The sequence below is a fragment of the Brevibacillus halotolerans genome, from assembly GCF_026891775.1.
Lineage (GTDB): Bacteria > Bacillota > Bacilli > Brevibacillales > Brevibacillaceae > Brevibacillus_B > Brevibacillus_B halotolerans.
In genome coordinates this window covers 424,623-441,029 of the sequence record NZ_JAPTNK010000001.1, presented here as the reverse complement: position 1 = coordinate 441,029, position 16,407 = coordinate 424,623, and the positions used below count along the sequence as shown (strand labels likewise).

The window sequence follows — 16,407 nt, the reverse complement described above, 5'->3', positions numbered from 1 at the left end:
TCCGAATCATTGGACTTTTGGCTGTAAACTGGTCATTAGACTGGTTGTGCGTCAAGTACCTCTCCGCGTGCCCGAATCAGCTTGTTAATTGCCCGCACATAGGCAATCGCACTCGCTTCCATAACATCGGTACTTAGCCCTCTTCCTTGAGAAATTTCATCTCCTTGCTGCAGACGAACATACACTTCTCCTAGAGCATCTTTCCCGTGTGTAACCGAGATAATCTTATAATCAATTAATGTGACATCTTCACCGATCGCTCTATCGATAGCTTTGTAAATGGAATCGACCGAACCATTGCCACAAGCAGCTTCTTCATAAGTCTCACCATCTGTGCGAATGATGCGTACGCTGGCTGTGGGGGTGCTTTGATTGCCATAGGAAAGCTGAATGGAATCAAGCTGATACATTTCTTCACTATCAGCCATTTTCGCATCAATTAATGCCAAAATATCGTCGTCACTAACTTCTTTCTTTTTATCACATAGCACTTTAAATGCCTGGAAAGCCGTATCAATCTGCTCCGTCTCCAAATGATAGCCAAGCTCTGCAAGCTTATCCTTAAAGGCATGTCGCCCTGAATGCTTGCCTAGTACCAATAGATTAGACTTGTACCCTACTGTTTCTGGACGGATAATTTCGTAGGTTTCCGAATTTTTTAATACGCCATCTTGATGGATACCCGATTCGTGTGCGTACGCGTTTGCACCTACAATGGCCTTGTTACCAGGCACAATCATCCCCGTTAGACGGCTGACCAATTGGCTGGTACGGGCAATTTCTTTCAACTGCCATTTTGTTTCTACCTGATAGAAGCTCTTTCTTGTTTCCAGTGCCATCACAACTTCTTCTAGCGACGTATTACCTGCTCGCTCACCGATTCCATTGATTGTACCTTCCACTTGCGTTACTCCTGCTTCAATCGCGGCCAAGCTATTCGCAACAGCCATTCCTAAATCATCATGACAATGACAGCTTAGCTTAATACTCGCCGTTTCAGGGACACGAATAATCATTTCGCGAAAAATGTTTCCGTATTCCTGCGGTGTTAAATAGCCCACTGTGTCAGGCAGATTAATAACATTGGCTCCAGCCGCAATAGCAGCCCTCACTACCTCTGCCAAATAAGGAAGCTCCGTACGACCAGCATCTTCAGCGGAAAACTGTACGTTAGATACGTACTTTTTCGCATGCTTGATTGCTGCTACCGCTCGTTCAATCACTTGTTCCTTTGACATGTTTAATTTATGCTCGCGATGAATTGGAGACGTAGCGAGAAAAACATGAATGCACGGATTTTGAGCATCACGTAGCGCCTCGTAGGCCTTATCAATATCACCTGATACAGATCTGGCTAGGCTGACAACTGTTGCATTTTTTACTCGTTTAGCGACTTCAGCAACCGACCGAAGATCACCGGGGGAGGCAGCGGCAAAGCCAGCCTCCATTCGAGAAACACCCAAACGTTCGAGTTGGAGAGCAATCTCCACCTTTTCATTCATGCTCAAATTCACTCCTGGAGATTGTTCTCCATCACGCAATGTGGTATCAAAAATCTCGATAGTACGCATTACACTTCCTCCTCCCAGCTCTCCATTTTGTTTATAACTCAATAAATATATTGAGTGCTTTTTGACGTAATCAGATATCTTAGGCTTTTACTGGAGCTTGCTCCTCTTTCTTTTCTTTTTGAATCCAAGCCATCATATTGCGTAATTTTTCACCCACTTGCTCAATGCCATGCTCACATTCTAGGCGGCGACGAGCATTGAAGCCTGGGCGGTTCGCTTGATTTTCGAGAATCCAATTACGTGCGAATGTTCCATCTTGGATTTCTGCAAGGACTTTTTTCATCTCTTGACGTGTTTCATCTGTTACGATGCGACGCCCTGTGCTATAGTCACCATACTCTGCTGTATCACTGATGGAGTAGCGCATACGAGCTAAGCCACCTTCATACATCAAATCAACGATCAGCTTCAATTCATGCAAACACTCGAAGTAAGCGATTTCCGGCTGATAGCCTGCATCTACTAGCGTATCAAATCCTGCTTTTACTAGCTCAGATACGCCACCGCACAATACAGCCTGCTCACCAAACAGATCTGTTTCTGTCTCTTCACGGAACGTGGTTTCAATAACCCCTGCCTTGGTGCTGCCAATTCCGCTTGCATAAGCAAGAGCTGTTTCTAATGCTTTTCCGCTATGATCCTGATGAATAGCTACCAAGCTAGGTACACCAAAGCCTTCTACATATACACGGCGAACAAGGTGACCAGGACTCTTAGGTGCGACCATAATGACATCTACATTGTCAGGCGCTACAATTTGACCGAAATGAATATTGAATCCGTGTGAGAAAGAAAGGGTCGCTCCTGCTTTTAAATTCGGTTGAATCTCTTCTTTGTAGACACGGCCCTGATGCTCATCCGGAAGTAGAATTTGAATAACATCTGCCTGACTGGTAGCCTCTGCTACTGTGTACACTTCAAAACCATCGTTTTCAGCTTGTTTCCAGGATTTCCCCGGGCGTAGACCAATGATTACTCGATATCCGCTATCACGTAGGTTTTGGGCTTGTGCATGACCCTGACTACCGTACCCAACGATCGCGATAGTTTTTCCGTATAGAGCAGCTTGATTAGCATCTTGTTCATAATAGATTTTCATCATAAGTAAATTCCTCCTAGTTTTTGGGTTGTTTTTATTTGTAAATTTTAAAAATTCAATTTCTATTAAATTAACTGATTAAACTTGCATTAATTCCAGACTTAGACCGCGAGCCATTGCTACGCTTCCTGTGCGTGTTAATTCTTCAATTCCATAAGGAGATAGCAAAGCTAGCAGAGCATCGATTTTCTCACTATCACCAGTTGCCTGAATAATAATGGATGTAGGTCCGATATCGACAATGGAGGCTCGAAACGGTTCTACAATCCCAGTGAGCTCCGTCCGCTGACCAGCTTCGGCATGAACTCGAATTAAAGCAATTTCTCTTGCTACCATCGGGTCCTTACTCAGATGGGTTACCGAGATAACATCAATAAGCTTACACAATTGTTTCATCAATTGATCAAGCTGATGCTCATCACCGTTTGTTGTAATAATCATTCGGGACAAACCTGCTTCTTCTGTTGAGCCTACCGTAATACTGTCGATATTAAAATTGCGTTGGCCAAACAGTATGGCTACTCGAGTCAGAACACCGGGATGGTCGTTTACCAAAAGGGCTAATGTATGTCGCTGCATGTTACTCATCCCCCAGCATCATTTGATCTAGCGTGCATCCCGCTGCCACCATTGGGTACACGTTTTCTCCAGCTGCTACTCTAAAATCAATTACTACAGGTCCATTGAATTCCAATGCTTCCTTCCAGACAGACCGAGCTTCTGCTGAGGTAGTAGCTCGCATTCCTCTGATACCATAGGCTTCTGCTAATTTCACAAAATCAGGGCTACATGTTAAATCAATCGAACTATAGCGCTGATCGTAGAATATCTCTTGCCATTGTCGCACCATGCCTAGACATTGATTATTTATGATAACCACTTTGACAGGAAGCTTGTGTTGGGCTAAAATCGCTAGCTCCTGATTGGTCATCTGGAATCCCCCATCTCCTACGATGCTGATTACAGTACGGCCAGGATAAGCAATCTGTGCCCCAATCGCTGCTGGAAAACCAAAGCCCATCGTGCCAAGACCACCAGATGAAATAAATGAGCGCGGATTTTTGACCTTGTAATATTGGGCACTCCACATCTGATGCTGCCCAACATCCGTTGTCACAATTGCTTCACCATTTGTTGTTTCATAAAGCATTTCGATTACTTCCTGCGGTTTAAGCTGACCATCTTTTTTATAGCTGTACGGGTGCGCCTTCTGCCATCCATGCAATTGTTTCAGCCATGCACTGGTTTGGAGCGGTTTAGCTAGTAATAATGCTTTTTCTAACGTACTTTTGATGTCTCCTGCTACACAGACTGCTGTTTTAACATTTTTGCCTAATTCTGCCGGATCGATATCCACATGGACAATTGTGGCGTTTGGTGCGAATTCCTTCGTGCGCCCCATCGTAATGCGATCATCAAAACGTGCTCCTAAACCAATCACACAGTCTGCATTAATTAAAGCTTGATTAGCCGTATAATTCCCGTGCATGCCCGGCATACCAAGTGATAATTCATGTGTTCCAGGAAAGTTTCCTAGTCCCATAAATGTGCTGATAACAGGGATGCGGGTCAGTTCTGCAAAAGCAAGTAATTCCTGATGAGCATTAGCAGCTAAAATACCCCCTCCAGCTAAAATGACTGGGCGTGTAGACTTATTGATCGCTGTAATAAATTGCTCCATCTCATCGTCTGAGGGTATCAAAGTAGGTGAATAGCCGCGAACGCTAACACTTTCAAGCGGGCGGAACGGTGCTACGCTATTGCAAACATCCTTGGGAATATCAATCAGCACCGGACCTGGACGACCTGTCGTTGCAATATAAAAGGCCTCTTTTATGATGCGCGGAATATCGCGGATATCACGAATAAAATAGTTATGCTTGGTAATCGGCATGGTAATTCCTGTAATGTTTGCTTCCTGAAAAGCGTCTGTTCCAATCATGTTTTGGGCAACGTTTCCGGTAATACAGACGAGCGGTACGGAGTCCATTTGTGCTGTGGCAATGCCTGTGACTAAATTGGTAGCCCCTGGCCCTGATGTAGCCATTACTACCCCCGCCTTTCCACTCGCTCTTGCGTATCCATCGGCTGCGTGAATAGCCCCTTGCTCGTGCCTTGCCAAAATATGCTTTAAACGGCTGCCATAGAGTGAGTCGTAAATTGGCAGAACGGCTCCTCCAGGATAACCAAAAATATGCTCAACACCTTCTAGCAATAGGCAACGCAACAGGGTTTCTGCCCCTGTCAGTTCTTCGCCAAATCTCATTTCAGGTAACATCCGCGTCTGTTCTGCGGTCTCGATCATCTTCTCTCCTCCCTATCCCTTTTAGCAAGTAAAAGTCTTTTTTTGCATAAAAAAATCCCATCACCCCGACATACGAAAGATGTCTGATTGGGGCGAAGGGATTCGCGGTACCACCCAAATTTGCTGATTCCTCGCGGAAGATCAGCCTTGGACAGGTCAGTGATAACTCTGACTGTCAGCGCGATAACGGGCGCTAAGCGGTTACACCTACTAGACCTAAATCGTTCAGCTAACAGCTCAGAGGCGAGCAATTCATTACGTTCCTATCCGGTTCTCAGCATCCCGGACTCTCTGTGAAAGAATGAGTAACCAATCATGTCCTCATCAAAGCCATCGAAATATTCTCTCAAATCTAAATAATTCAGTTTAAAGTGTCATGTGAATTGTCTGAAAATAATTGTTATGACTGATTATAGCCAGCCCCAAAATATGTGTCAATCAAATCAAATTCTTTTTATTAAACTTTTTCCCGAACGATTGCTCACTAGAATTGATCAGGCTCTTATGGATCATAACTGAAAGCGTATACAATATTTTTTGTTTACATACCTGTTTTTTTAAAAAGAATTTTCTTTGAAGCATTTGTCCCACACGAATATTCCTTAAAAGTAGAACTAAACAAATTACTAACATTCAAAACGATACAAATACATAATGTTCGTTATTTTCTCAATACCTACTCATTCACAGTCGACCTAGTTATCTGCTGTTTTATTCCCCATACGCCCTATGTATCCAAATGCATAAAAAAAACGCAGAGAAGCTATCATTTCTCTGCGTATGTCTATTTTTCACTGTATTTATCCACTTTTCCCTCTCAATTCGTATTCCTCTACTTCTGTGTGTTCACAGTTTATCCTTGCATTTTTTCTCGTTCGCGAAGACCTTGTATTAACACCTGCGCTACTTCTGGACGTGAAAATTCTGGTGGAGGAGTAATGCCATTTCGGAGTAATTCCCGTACTTTAGTCCCTGATAATGCAACGTGATGCGCTTTGTCATGCGGGCATGTTTTCGTCGTAGCCATTCCTTGGCATGCTTGGCAGAAAAAGCTATGCTCAAAAAACAAGAGCGTTATTCCCAGCTCCTCAGGGGTAAATTCTGAAAAAATATGTTGTGCATCATATGTGCCATAATAGTCGCCAACACCTGCATGATCTCGTCCCACGATAAAATGCGTGCATCCATAATTCTTTCTTACTAGGGCATGAAAGACAGCTTCCCTTGGCCCGGCATAACGCATTGCCGCTGGAAAGGCTCCCAAAAAAACACGATTTTTCGGATAGTACGTTTCTAGTAAAACAAAATAGCTCTTCATTCTTACAGAGGCAGGTATATCATCCGATTTTGTTTGACCTACCAGCGGATTTAAAAATAACCCATCCACAATTTCTAAAGCCGCCTTCTGAATATATTCATGTGCACGATGTACTGGATTTCTTGTTTGAAAGCCTACGATACTTTTCCAACCAAGCCTTCTAAAAAAATCTCTCGTTTCACTTGGGGTATAATAATAATTGGCAAACAGCTCTGGTTGTGGACGTTGAATTACCTGTATACTCCCACCTACGTAAAAAGCAGGGCGTTGATATAGCTTAGCTACTCCAGGGTGGGCTAGATCAGTCGTTTTATATACTTGAAGGGCTTCTCTCTTTTTGTCCGGCAGGTAGACATCCCGAACCGTAAGGACAGCATAATTCTTACCATCCTGTCCGCGTAACACCAGCTTCTCACCAACAGCTAAATCGCTAAACTCTTCAGGTACTGCCAATGTGATCGGTACCGACCAAACCGTTCCATCAGGTAAGCGCATGTGCTCTACCACTGAATCATACTCTTCTTCTGTTAGAAAACCCTTTAGCGGAGAAAAGGCTCCAATCCCTATACAATCAATATCAGACAAAGTCCATTCATCCACAGTAACGAAACGATAGGGAAGTAAGCGTTCGTTATTCTCTTCTACGAATACAGGAGATAACAAACGATTTACCAGAGTCCCACCATGAGCTAGATAGTGTTCTGCCACGATTATTCTCATTCCTTTCTAAACATTCCTCACTGTCGTCTTTATGCAGGGAATTTATTTGTGTAAACCACACTCTGTTTTTTCAAAACCTGACCAACGTCCGGCACGGGAATCTTCCCCGGGGAGCACCACGCGGGTACAGACTGAACAACCGATGCTCGGATAATTTTGATCGTGTAGCGGATTGTAAATAACATCATGCTTGCGGATATACGTCCATACATCCTCACTCGTCCATGCTGCTAGCGGATTGCATTTTAGCAGACCAAATTTCTCGTCCCACTCTATCTTTTTGCTGTTGGCACGGGTTGGAGCCTGATCGCGGCGAATCCCTGTAATCCAAGCCTCATAGTTGCTTAAAATACGTTTTAGCGGCTCTACCTTGCGAATGTTACAACAGGCTGTAGGATTTCTTTTCCACAGCTCATCTCCATACTGGATACGCTGTTCTTCTAGGGTCAGTAACGGTGACACCCTAATAAAAGAGGTGGCATAATGCTTCTCAAGTCGATCACGCGTTTCATATGTCTCTTTAAAATGTTTATTTGTATCCAGATAAAACACAGGCGTTTTTGGCGCAATTTTTTGCAACATATCAATTAGCACCACATCCTCGGCCCCGAAGCTAGATGCAAGTACAATGCCGGCACCATAGTTTTGCGTTGCCCAAGTCAATAATTCCTCTGCTTTTGCATGCTCGAACCGATTGGCCAACGATCCAATCTCGGGTAAGGTCAATTTGTTCATTGCTCTATCTCTCCTCCTCAGCTATCACCTACTCATCTTATGTAGCACGTTCCCCTGGGGATACTTGCCTACTGAGATTGCTCAGACACTCACCAAAGAATAGATAAGCTCCTGAGACTTAAAACCAAGTTGAAAAGTAGGATTTAGAAGCTTTTGCCCTACATGATAGTCATTTCTTTTTGTTGTGTCAATTCAAACTATTTCGTTTTTTATCGTTGACCTCGTTGTTTCCAGCGGTTATACTCAGTTCAAAGTATTCCGACAAAATCAATATGAATTAAGGGAGGATCATTGAAAATGAGCAATCAACAATCTCGCCCTTGGGAAGCAGATAAGAGCAAATTAAATGCGTTTGAACTAACCAAATTAGAACGAGACGGCTTGGATATTATCGAGAAGATTCGACAACTAGGTTCAAAGGGCTACCAAGCGTTCTCCGCTGACGATCTTGCCTTTTTTAAATGGGCAGGAATCTATGAGCAAAAACCTAAAGGCAACGGTTTTTTTATGATGAGAGTCCGAATTCCAGGAGGGATTTTACGAGCAGATCAAGCAAGAGCTCTCGCAGAGATCAGTCGGGAATACGGGCGAAATCTAGTAGATATCACGACCCGACAGGCGGTGCAGTTTCATTGGCTGACAACACCTGATCTCCCTGATATATTTGATCGCTTAGAGCATGTAGGATTATTCTCTTATGAGGCTTGCGGAGATGTTCCGCGTACAATTGTCGGAAATCCACTCTCAGGTATTGACCCTCACGAACTCATGGATACCGAACCCCTAGTACAACAACTGGAAGAGCATTTTTTATTAAATCCTGAATTCTCAAACCTCCCACGCAAATATAAATTATCCATTTCAGCAAATATCTATAATACCGGCCATGCAGAGATAAATGATCTCGCCTTTACGCCAGCCTCTAAAATCATACATGGTCAGGAACAGATTGGCTTTCATGTCTGGGTAGGCGGCGGTTTGTCAGCTAAGCCTTATCTAGCAAAGCAGCTCCCTATCTTTGTTTTGCCCACAGAGGTTGTAAAGGTGGCAGATGCTGTGACGCGTATTTTTCGAGATTATGGTTATCGCGAAAAGAGACATCAGGCTCGTCTTAAATTTTTAATGGCAGATTGGGGTCCTGAAAAATTTACTGAGAAATTACTCGAATTGACTGGGCCATTAGAAGAGCGTGGAGACGATCGGACAGTTGGCTGGAATGCAGGCTACTTTACTGGTGTCCATAAACAAAAACAGCCCGGCTTACATTATGTGGGACTATTATTGCCTGTAGGACGACTCACTGCTGAGGATTTAGCTGAGCTGGCCGATTTAGCCGATCGTTATGGAAACGGCTCGATACGGACTACCAATTCCCAAAATATCATCCTGTCAAACATTCCCGATGAACATCTGGATTCCTTGCTTGCAGAAGCCTTACTCACTCGTTATTCCCCGACGCCACGAACATTTATTGGGCACGCTGTTTCCTGTACGGGCAATGAATTTTGCAATCTGGCAATCGTTGAGACAAAAGCGCGGATGGCTTCTATCGCTCACTGGCTAGATGAACATGTGGAAATCGATACCCCCATAAGAATCCACATGATCGGATGCCCTAATTCGTGTGGTCAGCAACAGATAGCCGATATTGGACTACAGGGTTCTTTGGTTAAAACGGCAGAAGGCACAGTGGACGCCTATGATTTTTTCGTCGGAGGCAGCCTTGGTCCAGATGCCCAATTTAACAGCCGTTTAAAAGGACGCGTTGTCGCTGATCGAGTAGCTCCTGTTATCGCTCAGCTAGTGGAATTGTTTAAAACCAACCGTGAATCGGGAGAAAAGTTTCACCAGTTCGCTCGTAGGTTCGGAGTCGCTAACATTCAGGAGCATTTTACACAGATTATTGCTAGTGTGAATGTGTAGAGAATACTGGTTTGATTAGCTAGAGTCATCTAATGCGGGTGTTGTTAGAACCCTCATTTGAGCTCAGCAAGTATGAAAAGAGGGGACTATCATGTATCTATATCATGTCGAGATTGTAACAACTGAGGAAAAAAATCTGGTAGCTGCCGTTATTGCGGAAACGGAGGAAGCAGCCTTTCACACCGCTCATGCTCTTACAAAGCGCCAATTCCACCCAACTCCCACTATCAAAACTAGTACCTTACTTGAAAAAAAGTATATAGAAAAAGGGAAAGGATACGTGTTTGCTATTTCCTAGCACAAAAAGAAATCCAGCTACATCTGATAGTAGGTCAGAGAGAGGCTGGATTTCTTTTTGCTTTCATTGCTTTTTTTCATACATGATTTACCCTATTTTTAGTAAACAGAATGGTTATTTACTCCAATAAATCCGAAATTTTTACTACGTTTACTCATCCTACACATTCACCTGCTCCTCTATGCTCTCCCCCGCCTTCAAGCCACGCTCTAGGTCTGCCAATACATCCGTTACATCCTCTACACCAAGCGATAGCCTTACTAATCCATCTGTAATGCCACGCTTTTCTCGCTCCACTTTCGGCATCGCCGCATGTGACATCTGCGCTGGATAGGATAAAATACTTTCCACTCCGCCAAGGCTAACTCCTACGAGAGCATATTGCACATTTTCAAATAAAGCCTTCACCCGCGCTCGACTTCCCAGGTCAAACGAAAGCACAGCCCCGTGTCCATTTGCTTGGCTCTCTTGAATTTTGTGGCCAGCATGAGTCAGCAAACCCGTATAGTAGACATGTTTGACCAAAGGATGCTCTGCTAAATGGTCTGCTACAATGGCAGCATTTCGGGTTGAAATATCCAAACGTGCCTTTAAGGTTTTTAAGCCCCGCATCACTAGCCAGCTATCCTGCACGCCAAGAATGGCGCCAAATCCATTTTGAATCGCATATAATTTTTGTCCTAGCTCCTTTGTTTTTGTCACTGCCAGACCTGCAACCACATCACTGTGACCACCGATAAACTTGGTCGCACTATGCAACACAATATCAGCTCCTAACTCCAGCGGTCGCTGGTAGTAGGGAGTCAAGAAAGTATTGTCCACGATCGTCAAAAGCCCGTGTCGTTTAGCAATTGCAATCACCCCACGCAAATCAGTCACCTTTAATGTCGGATTGGAGGGTGTTTCTAAAAATATGGCCCTCGTATTTGGTTGAATCGCTGCCTCCACGAAAGACAGTTGAGTTGTATCCACGAAGGTCACTCCAATTTGCATCCGTTCAAGCACGGTTGTTAAAAAGCGAAACGTCCCACCATAGACATCCTCGGCCACTACCAAGTGATCGCCACTTGAAAATAAAAGAAATACGCTGGAAATGGCAGCCATTCCAGATGAAAAAGCAAAACCCCGTTCTCCCCCCTCTAACGCGGCAATCGTTTCTTCTAACGCCTGCCGCGTAGGGTTCCCTGATCTTGCATAATCGTAGGTACCAGGCTGATCAATATCTTGTTGATGAAAAGTAGAGGCTTGGTAGATTGGGATGCTTGAAGCTCCCGTTACACGATCTATTCCACACGCACCATGAAGGATTTTGGTTGCAAAGTTCATCGGATACACTCCTCTATTTGTAAACATTTATCCAAAGCAAAGGTTAGGTCAGCGATCAAATCTTTTGGATGTTCAACTCCTACTGATAGACGCAACAATCGGTTGCAGACTCCTACATGCTCCCGTACTTCTACTGGTATATCGGCATGTGTCTGTGTTGCAGGATAGGTGCATAAGGATTCTACACCGCCTAGGCTTTCTGCAAATGAAATCACTCGTAATTGCTCTAAAAAGATAGCGACCATCGATTGTTCCTTAATGCGAAAGGAAACCATTCCACTGTAGCCACTTGCTTGTTTCGTCTGACTATCATATCCCGGATGAGTAGGTAATCCAGGGTAAAAGACTTCTGCCACCGCTGGGTGAGTTTGCAAAAATGCAGCCACAGCAAAAGCATTTGATTGATGACGCTCCATGCGTAATGCCAATGTTTTTAATCCACGTATCACCAACCAGCAATCCTGCGGGCCAAGCACTGCTCCTATAGAATTATGCAAGAAACCGATCTTTTCGGTCAGATCAGCACCCTTCGTCACGATCAAGCCAGATAGCACATCATTATGTCCAGCTAAATACTTCGTAGCACTATGAAAGACGATATCTGCTCCTAACTCCAACGGTCGCTGATAATAGGGGGTCATAAATGTATTGTCAACAATGGATAGCAATTGATAGCGTTTGGCAATATCAATCATGCATTTCAAATCTGTAATTTGCATAAGGGGATTGGTAGGGGTTTCGATGAACAAAGCGCGTGTTTGACTAGTAATAGCAGCCTCCACTAGCTCTGGCTGACACATATCAACATACGTGCAGGTTATACCGTATCGTTTCATGATTTGCTCGAATAATCGATATGTCCCGCCATATAGATCAAGCGAAACAACCAAATGGTCGCCGTAGGAGAATAAGCCTACTATTGTTTGTATCGCTGCCATTCCGGAAGAGCAGGCAAAGCCACCGTCTCCTCCCTCTAGATTAGCGATTGCTTCCTCAAGTACCGCTCGCGTCGGATTAGCCGTCCGCGTATAATCAAAACCTGTGCTTTCCCCCAATGCTGGATGTCGGTAAGCTGTTGCATGATAGATCGGAAAGCTAAGCGATCCTGTTGTTTTGTCTTTCCCTACCCCGATTTGTGCCAAACGTGTGTCAATATGCATCCTGTTCCACTCCTCTATCTCGCCTTATTTCCAAACAAAAAAGCCCTCTTTCGATGAAAGAAGGCTTTGGCTACGCAAAGAAATCCGTAAGCAAACCTTCTCATCTTTCAGAACAAAATTGTCCTGCAGGAATTAGCACCATCTTGCAATAAACAAGTGGTTGCCGGGCATCAACGGGCCAGTCCCTCCGCCTCTCTGGATAAGAAGTCATGCTATTCAATTTGTGTTGATTCTAAAATTATCAGACACTTTAAACGATGTCAAGTGGTTTTCTTTCGCATCAATCAAAAAAGGCTGCCGAATAAATTCGACAGCCTTTTTCTAAAAGAACGGTATTACGCGTTCAATTTGCTTTTAGCAACTGCTGCAATGTCGTTGAAAGCTGCTTTATCGTTAACAGCTAGATCAGCCAACATTTTGCGGTTTACTTCAACACCAGCTAGTTTCAAACCGTGCATTAAACGGCTGTAAGAAAGACCATTCATGCGAGCTTGTGCATTGATACGAGTGATCCACAATTTGCGGAAGTCACGTTTTTTCTGACGACGGTCACGATAAGCGTACATCAGGGACTTCATTACTTGTGCATTAGCGGATTTAAACAGACGGTGTTTAGAACCAAAGTAACCTTTGGCTAATTTCAAGATTTTCTTATGACGACGACGTGTCACAATGCCACCTTTTACTCTTGGCATAATCAATTCCTCCTGATCTGTAGCATGGCGGTCTCTCTATAGACGCTTATGGGGCTCATGCTAGAAAATTTTTCGTTGCGGAAAATGAGCAGAAATGAATCTTACAAGTAAGTGATCATTTGCTCAATGCGTTTTTGGTCTCCTTTAGAAACCATTCCACCTTTGCGAAGATGACGCTTCGCTTTAGTGCTCTTGTTAGCAAACAAATGGCTCGTGTAAGCAGAATCACGTTTCAAACGACCGCTACCAGTCTTTTTGAAGCGTTTTGCTGCTCCACTGTGAGTTTTCATTTTAGGCATTGGGAAATCCTCCTGTCTCGTATCCTATTTTTCCGATTTCGGAGTTGGAGCTAAGATCATAATCATGCTACGACCTTCAATTTTTGGTTTGCGTTCAACCGTTGCTACTTGTTCACAAGCGGCTGCTACACGTTCCAGCACCTGTTGTCCGATTTCAGAGTGGGTAATTTCACGACCGCGGAAACGAATCGTACATTTCACTTTGTGTTCTTCACCCAGAAACTTTAGCACATTGCGAAGTTTCGTTTGGAAATCGTGCTCCTCAATGTTAGAGGAAAAACGAACTTCCTTCAGCTCAACAATTTTTTGATTCTTGCGAGCTTCTTTCTCCTTTTTCGATTGCTCATACTTGAACTTACCAAAGTCCATGATACGGCAAACGGGAGGTTTTGCTGTAGGAGCTACGTTTACAAGATCTAAATCAGATTCTTGTGCAATACGTAATGCTTCTCTCAGTGGTACTACACCTAGTTGGTCACCGTTAGCACCAATTAAGCGTACTTCTCGAGCACGAATCGCCTCATTTACCAACATTTGATCCTTGCTAATGATTTGCCACCTCCATAGTCTTTCGAGAGCAAAAACGGATAATAGAAAAGCTGTTCTTGCATAGTTGAAAGCTTTTCATAAGCATGTGGCGATCAATCATCATCAACCGCCACATACATAAAAATGCGGACGCTATAGCGCCCGCATTTAATCTCACCTTTAGCAAAACAACGAATCAATCGGAGGCTTTGCATACGTTAGACCCGTCAACTGTCCAGCTAGACGTCGATTCAGGTGAGAAGCTGGGCGCTTCTGCTTCAATCTCGAAATGTGAAGTTATCACACCCAGTAATTTTACATAACAATTAGGTGTTTGTCAAGCTTTGAACCTTATTTTCTCTCTAAAATCTCGTTTTGAAGATGAGCCAACACCTCAGCAACTGGCTTGCTGCCTAGATCGCCTTCTCCACGTTTGCGTACGGATAAAGCTCCCTCTTCCATCTCTTTTTCCCCGATAACCAGCATGTACGGGATTTTTTGCATTTGAGCTTCACGGATTTTGTAACCAATTTTTTCATTGCGAGAATCCAGTTCAACACGAATACCTGCTTGGAGCAATTGCTTGCGCACTTCCTCTGCATAAGGAACATGCACTTCGTTAATTGTCATCAAACGCGCTTGGATTGGTGCAAGCCAAGTTGGGAACGCTCCGCCATAGTGCTCCACTAGAATACCGATAAAGCGGTCTAGTGAACCATACATAGCACGGTGCAGGACAACTGGACGATGCTTTTCATTATCTTGACCAATGTAGCTTAGGTCGAATTTCTCAGGTAATTGGAAGTCTAGCTGAATTGTTCCGCATTGGTGACTGCGTTTCAGAGCATCTGTAATTTGGAAGTCAATTTTAGGACCATAGAATGCTCCATCGCCTTCATTGATTTCGTATTCCATTCCTAGCTCATCCAATACGTTTTTCAGAGAGTTCTCTGCAATTTCCCATAGCTCATCAGAACCCATGGAATCCTCTGGACGAGTAGATAGCTCTACACTGTATTTAAAGCCAAATACGCTGTAGATTCTATCAATAAGTTGGATCATGCCTTTGATTTCTGCTTCGATTTGATCAGGACGCACGAATACGTGTGCATCATCCTGACAGAACGTACGAACACGCAGCATACCATTTAGTGCCCCAGAGAACTCATGACGGTGTACCTGCCCAAATTCGGAATAACGAATCGGTAGATCGCGATAAGAATGCATCTCGTTTTTATAAATCAGCATGTGCCCTGGACAGTTCATCGGTTTAAGGGCAAACGTTGTATTGTCTACTTCAGAGAAATACATATTCTCATGGTAGTGATCCCAGTGACCAGATTGCTCCCATAAGCGTTGGTTCATCATGAATGGTGTACGAACTTCCTCGTATAAAGCTAAGTCCTGCAAACGACGTGAGAATTGCTCTAGCTCGTTGCGGATCGTCATACCATTTGGCAGATAGAAAGGCATACCTGGTGCTTCTTCAGAGAACATGTACAAGCTTAGTTCTTTTCCCAATTTACGATGATCACGTTTCTTCGCTTCTTCTAAGAAGTGCAAGTGTTCATCTAGTTCTGCCTTTTTCGGGAACGCTGTACCGTATACGCGTTGTAATACTTGGTTATCCGAGTTGCCACGCCAGTAAGCTCCTGCTACACTCATCAATTTGAACGCTTTGATTACACCAGTGGAAGGCAAATGCGGTCCACGGCATAGGTCAAAAAATTCACCCTGATGATACATTGTAATGACGGAACCCTCTGGTAAATCACGAATCAATTCTAGCTTCAAATGATCATTTAATTCGCCAAAAATGCGTAATGCTTCTTCACGACTTACTTCTTTACGCTCGATCTTCAAGTTTTCCTTGATGATCTTGTTCATTTCAGCTTCCAATTTGATTAAATCCTCAGGAGCTAAGCTAACAGGGATATCCATGTCGTAGTAAAAACCGTCTTCAATAACAGGACCAATCCCCAATTTCACATCGTTTCCAAATACACGCTTTACTGCCTGAGCTAGCAAATGGGCTGTACTGTGGCGGTATACCTCTAGGCCATCCTTTGTATCTAGCGTCACGATTTCCACGTTTGTATCTTCATGAATAGGTGTTGTTACATCTACAACTTTTCCATTTACTTTGCCTGCTATCGCTTTTTTCTTCAAGCTGGTGCTAATGGACCCTGCAATATCTTCAATTGTTACGCCCGCTTCGTATTCACGAATAGAGCCGTCTGGCAGAGTTACTTTTACTTGCGCCATTTTCATAACTTCCCTTCCGTATGTGTATCTTTTACCCGAGTCATCTCAGGCTTGAAAAAATAAAAAAACGCTCAATCCCAAAAGGGACGAGCGCTATTTCTCGTGGTACCACCCTAGTTCAGATTTATCCTCTAAAGTATGGATAAATCCCTCTACGTAAACGAT

General features: G+C 43.7%; 14 protein-coding genes, 1 riboswitch and 1 other annotated feature (1 of these 16 cut by a window edge). Of the genes, 2 read left to right on the top strand and 12 right to left on the bottom strand.

Annotated elements, in window-relative coordinates:
* Positions 1-35: 35 nt before the first annotated feature.
* From O0550_RS01915 to O0550_RS01890, 6 genes are all read right to left on the bottom strand, one after another.
* Complete coding sequence (locus O0550_RS01915) at positions 36-1,571, bottom strand: 2-isopropylmalate synthase (protein ID WP_022584106.1); 1,536 nt, start codon at positions 1,569-1,571, stop codon at positions 36-38.
* A gap of 79 nt (positions 1,572-1,650) precedes the next feature.
* Positions 1,651-2,673 (bottom strand): ketol-acid reductoisomerase, encoded by a 1,023-nt coding sequence (gene ilvC / locus O0550_RS01910; protein WP_258425537.1) that lies wholly within the window; start codon positions 2,671-2,673, stop codon positions 1,651-1,653.
* 75 nt (positions 2,674-2,748) lie between these two features.
* Positions 2,749-3,249: an acetolactate synthase small subunit gene (gene ilvN, locus O0550_RS01905; RefSeq protein ID WP_003335032.1), complete on the bottom strand. Its 501-nt coding sequence runs from the start codon at positions 3,247-3,249 to the stop codon at positions 2,749-2,751.
* A gap of 1 nt (position 3,250) precedes the next feature.
* On the bottom strand, positions 3,251-4,975 hold the full coding sequence (gene ilvB, locus O0550_RS01900) for a biosynthetic-type acetolactate synthase large subunit (protein ID WP_258425536.1): 1,725 nt from the start codon (positions 4,973-4,975) through the stop codon (positions 3,251-3,253).
* Between the two features lie 853 nt (positions 4,976-5,828).
* Complete coding sequence (gene sat / locus O0550_RS01895; RefSeq protein ID WP_242401294.1) at positions 5,829-7,001, bottom strand: sulfate adenylyltransferase; 1,173 nt, start codon at positions 6,999-7,001, stop codon at positions 5,829-5,831.
* Positions 7,002-7,055: 54 nt separating this feature from the next.
* Positions 7,056-7,748, bottom strand: coding sequence for a phosphoadenylyl-sulfate reductase (locus O0550_RS01890; RefSeq protein ID WP_258425535.1), 693 nt, complete (start codon positions 7,746-7,748; stop codon positions 7,056-7,058).
* Positions 7,749-8,045: 297 nt separating this feature from the next.
* Between O0550_RS01890 and O0550_RS01885 the strand changes: the two genes are divergently transcribed.
* Entirely contained in the window at positions 8,046-9,671 is a 1,626-nt protein-coding gene (locus O0550_RS01885) for a nitrite/sulfite reductase (RefSeq protein ID WP_258425534.1), read from the top strand.
* Between the two features lie 91 nt (positions 9,672-9,762).
* Positions 9,763-9,969 (top strand): DUF3906 family protein, encoded by a 207-nt coding sequence (locus O0550_RS01880; protein ID WP_003335037.1) that lies wholly within the window; start codon positions 9,763-9,765, stop codon positions 9,967-9,969.
* Positions 9,970-10,128: 159 nt separating this feature from the next.
* Here the strand turns inward: O0550_RS01880 and O0550_RS01875 are convergent, their stop codons facing one another.
* The 6 genes from O0550_RS01875 to thrS all read right to left on the bottom strand — a co-directional run bounded on the left by O0550_RS01875 (position 10,129) and on the right by thrS (position 16,242).
* On the bottom strand, positions 10,129-11,295 hold the full coding sequence (locus O0550_RS01875; protein WP_003338959.1) for an aminotransferase class I/II-fold pyridoxal phosphate-dependent enzyme: 1,167 nt from the start codon (positions 11,293-11,295) through the stop codon (positions 10,129-10,131).
* A complete protein-coding gene (locus O0550_RS01870) occupies positions 11,292-12,455 on the bottom strand; it encodes a PLP-dependent transferase (protein ID WP_003335039.1) in 1,164 nt (387 codons plus the stop codon). Before O0550_RS01870 ends, O0550_RS01875 begins: the two co-directional genes overlap by 4 nt.
* 97 nt (positions 12,456-12,552) lie before the next feature.
* A riboswitch (SAM riboswitch) is annotated at positions 12,553-12,661 on the bottom strand.
* Between the two features lie 129 nt (positions 12,662-12,790).
* Positions 12,791-13,150 (bottom strand): 50S ribosomal protein L20, encoded by a 360-nt coding sequence (rplT, locus tag O0550_RS01865; protein ID WP_003335040.1) that lies wholly within the window; start codon positions 13,148-13,150, stop codon positions 12,791-12,793.
* A gap of 101 nt (positions 13,151-13,251) precedes the next feature.
* Positions 13,252-13,449 carry a 50S ribosomal protein L35 gene (rpmI, locus tag O0550_RS01860; RefSeq protein ID WP_003335042.1) on the bottom strand — a complete coding sequence of 66 codons (198 nt, stop codon included), beginning with the start codon at positions 13,447-13,449 and terminating at the stop codon, positions 13,252-13,254.
* 24 nt (positions 13,450-13,473) lie between these two features.
* Positions 13,474-13,983: a translation initiation factor IF-3 gene (gene infC / locus O0550_RS01855; protein WP_003335043.1), complete on the bottom strand. Its 510-nt coding sequence runs from the start codon at positions 13,981-13,983 to the stop codon at positions 13,474-13,476.
* A gap of 345 nt (positions 13,984-14,328) precedes the next feature.
* The gene (gene thrS / locus O0550_RS01850) at positions 14,329-16,242 is read right to left on the bottom strand and encodes a threonine--tRNA ligase (protein WP_022584098.1); all 1,914 of its coding nucleotides are present in this window, start codon (positions 16,240-16,242) and stop codon (positions 14,329-14,331) included.
* Between the two features lie 79 nt (positions 16,243-16,321).
* Positions 16,322-16,407, bottom strand: a binding site (T-box leader) (it continues 158 nt past the right edge of the window).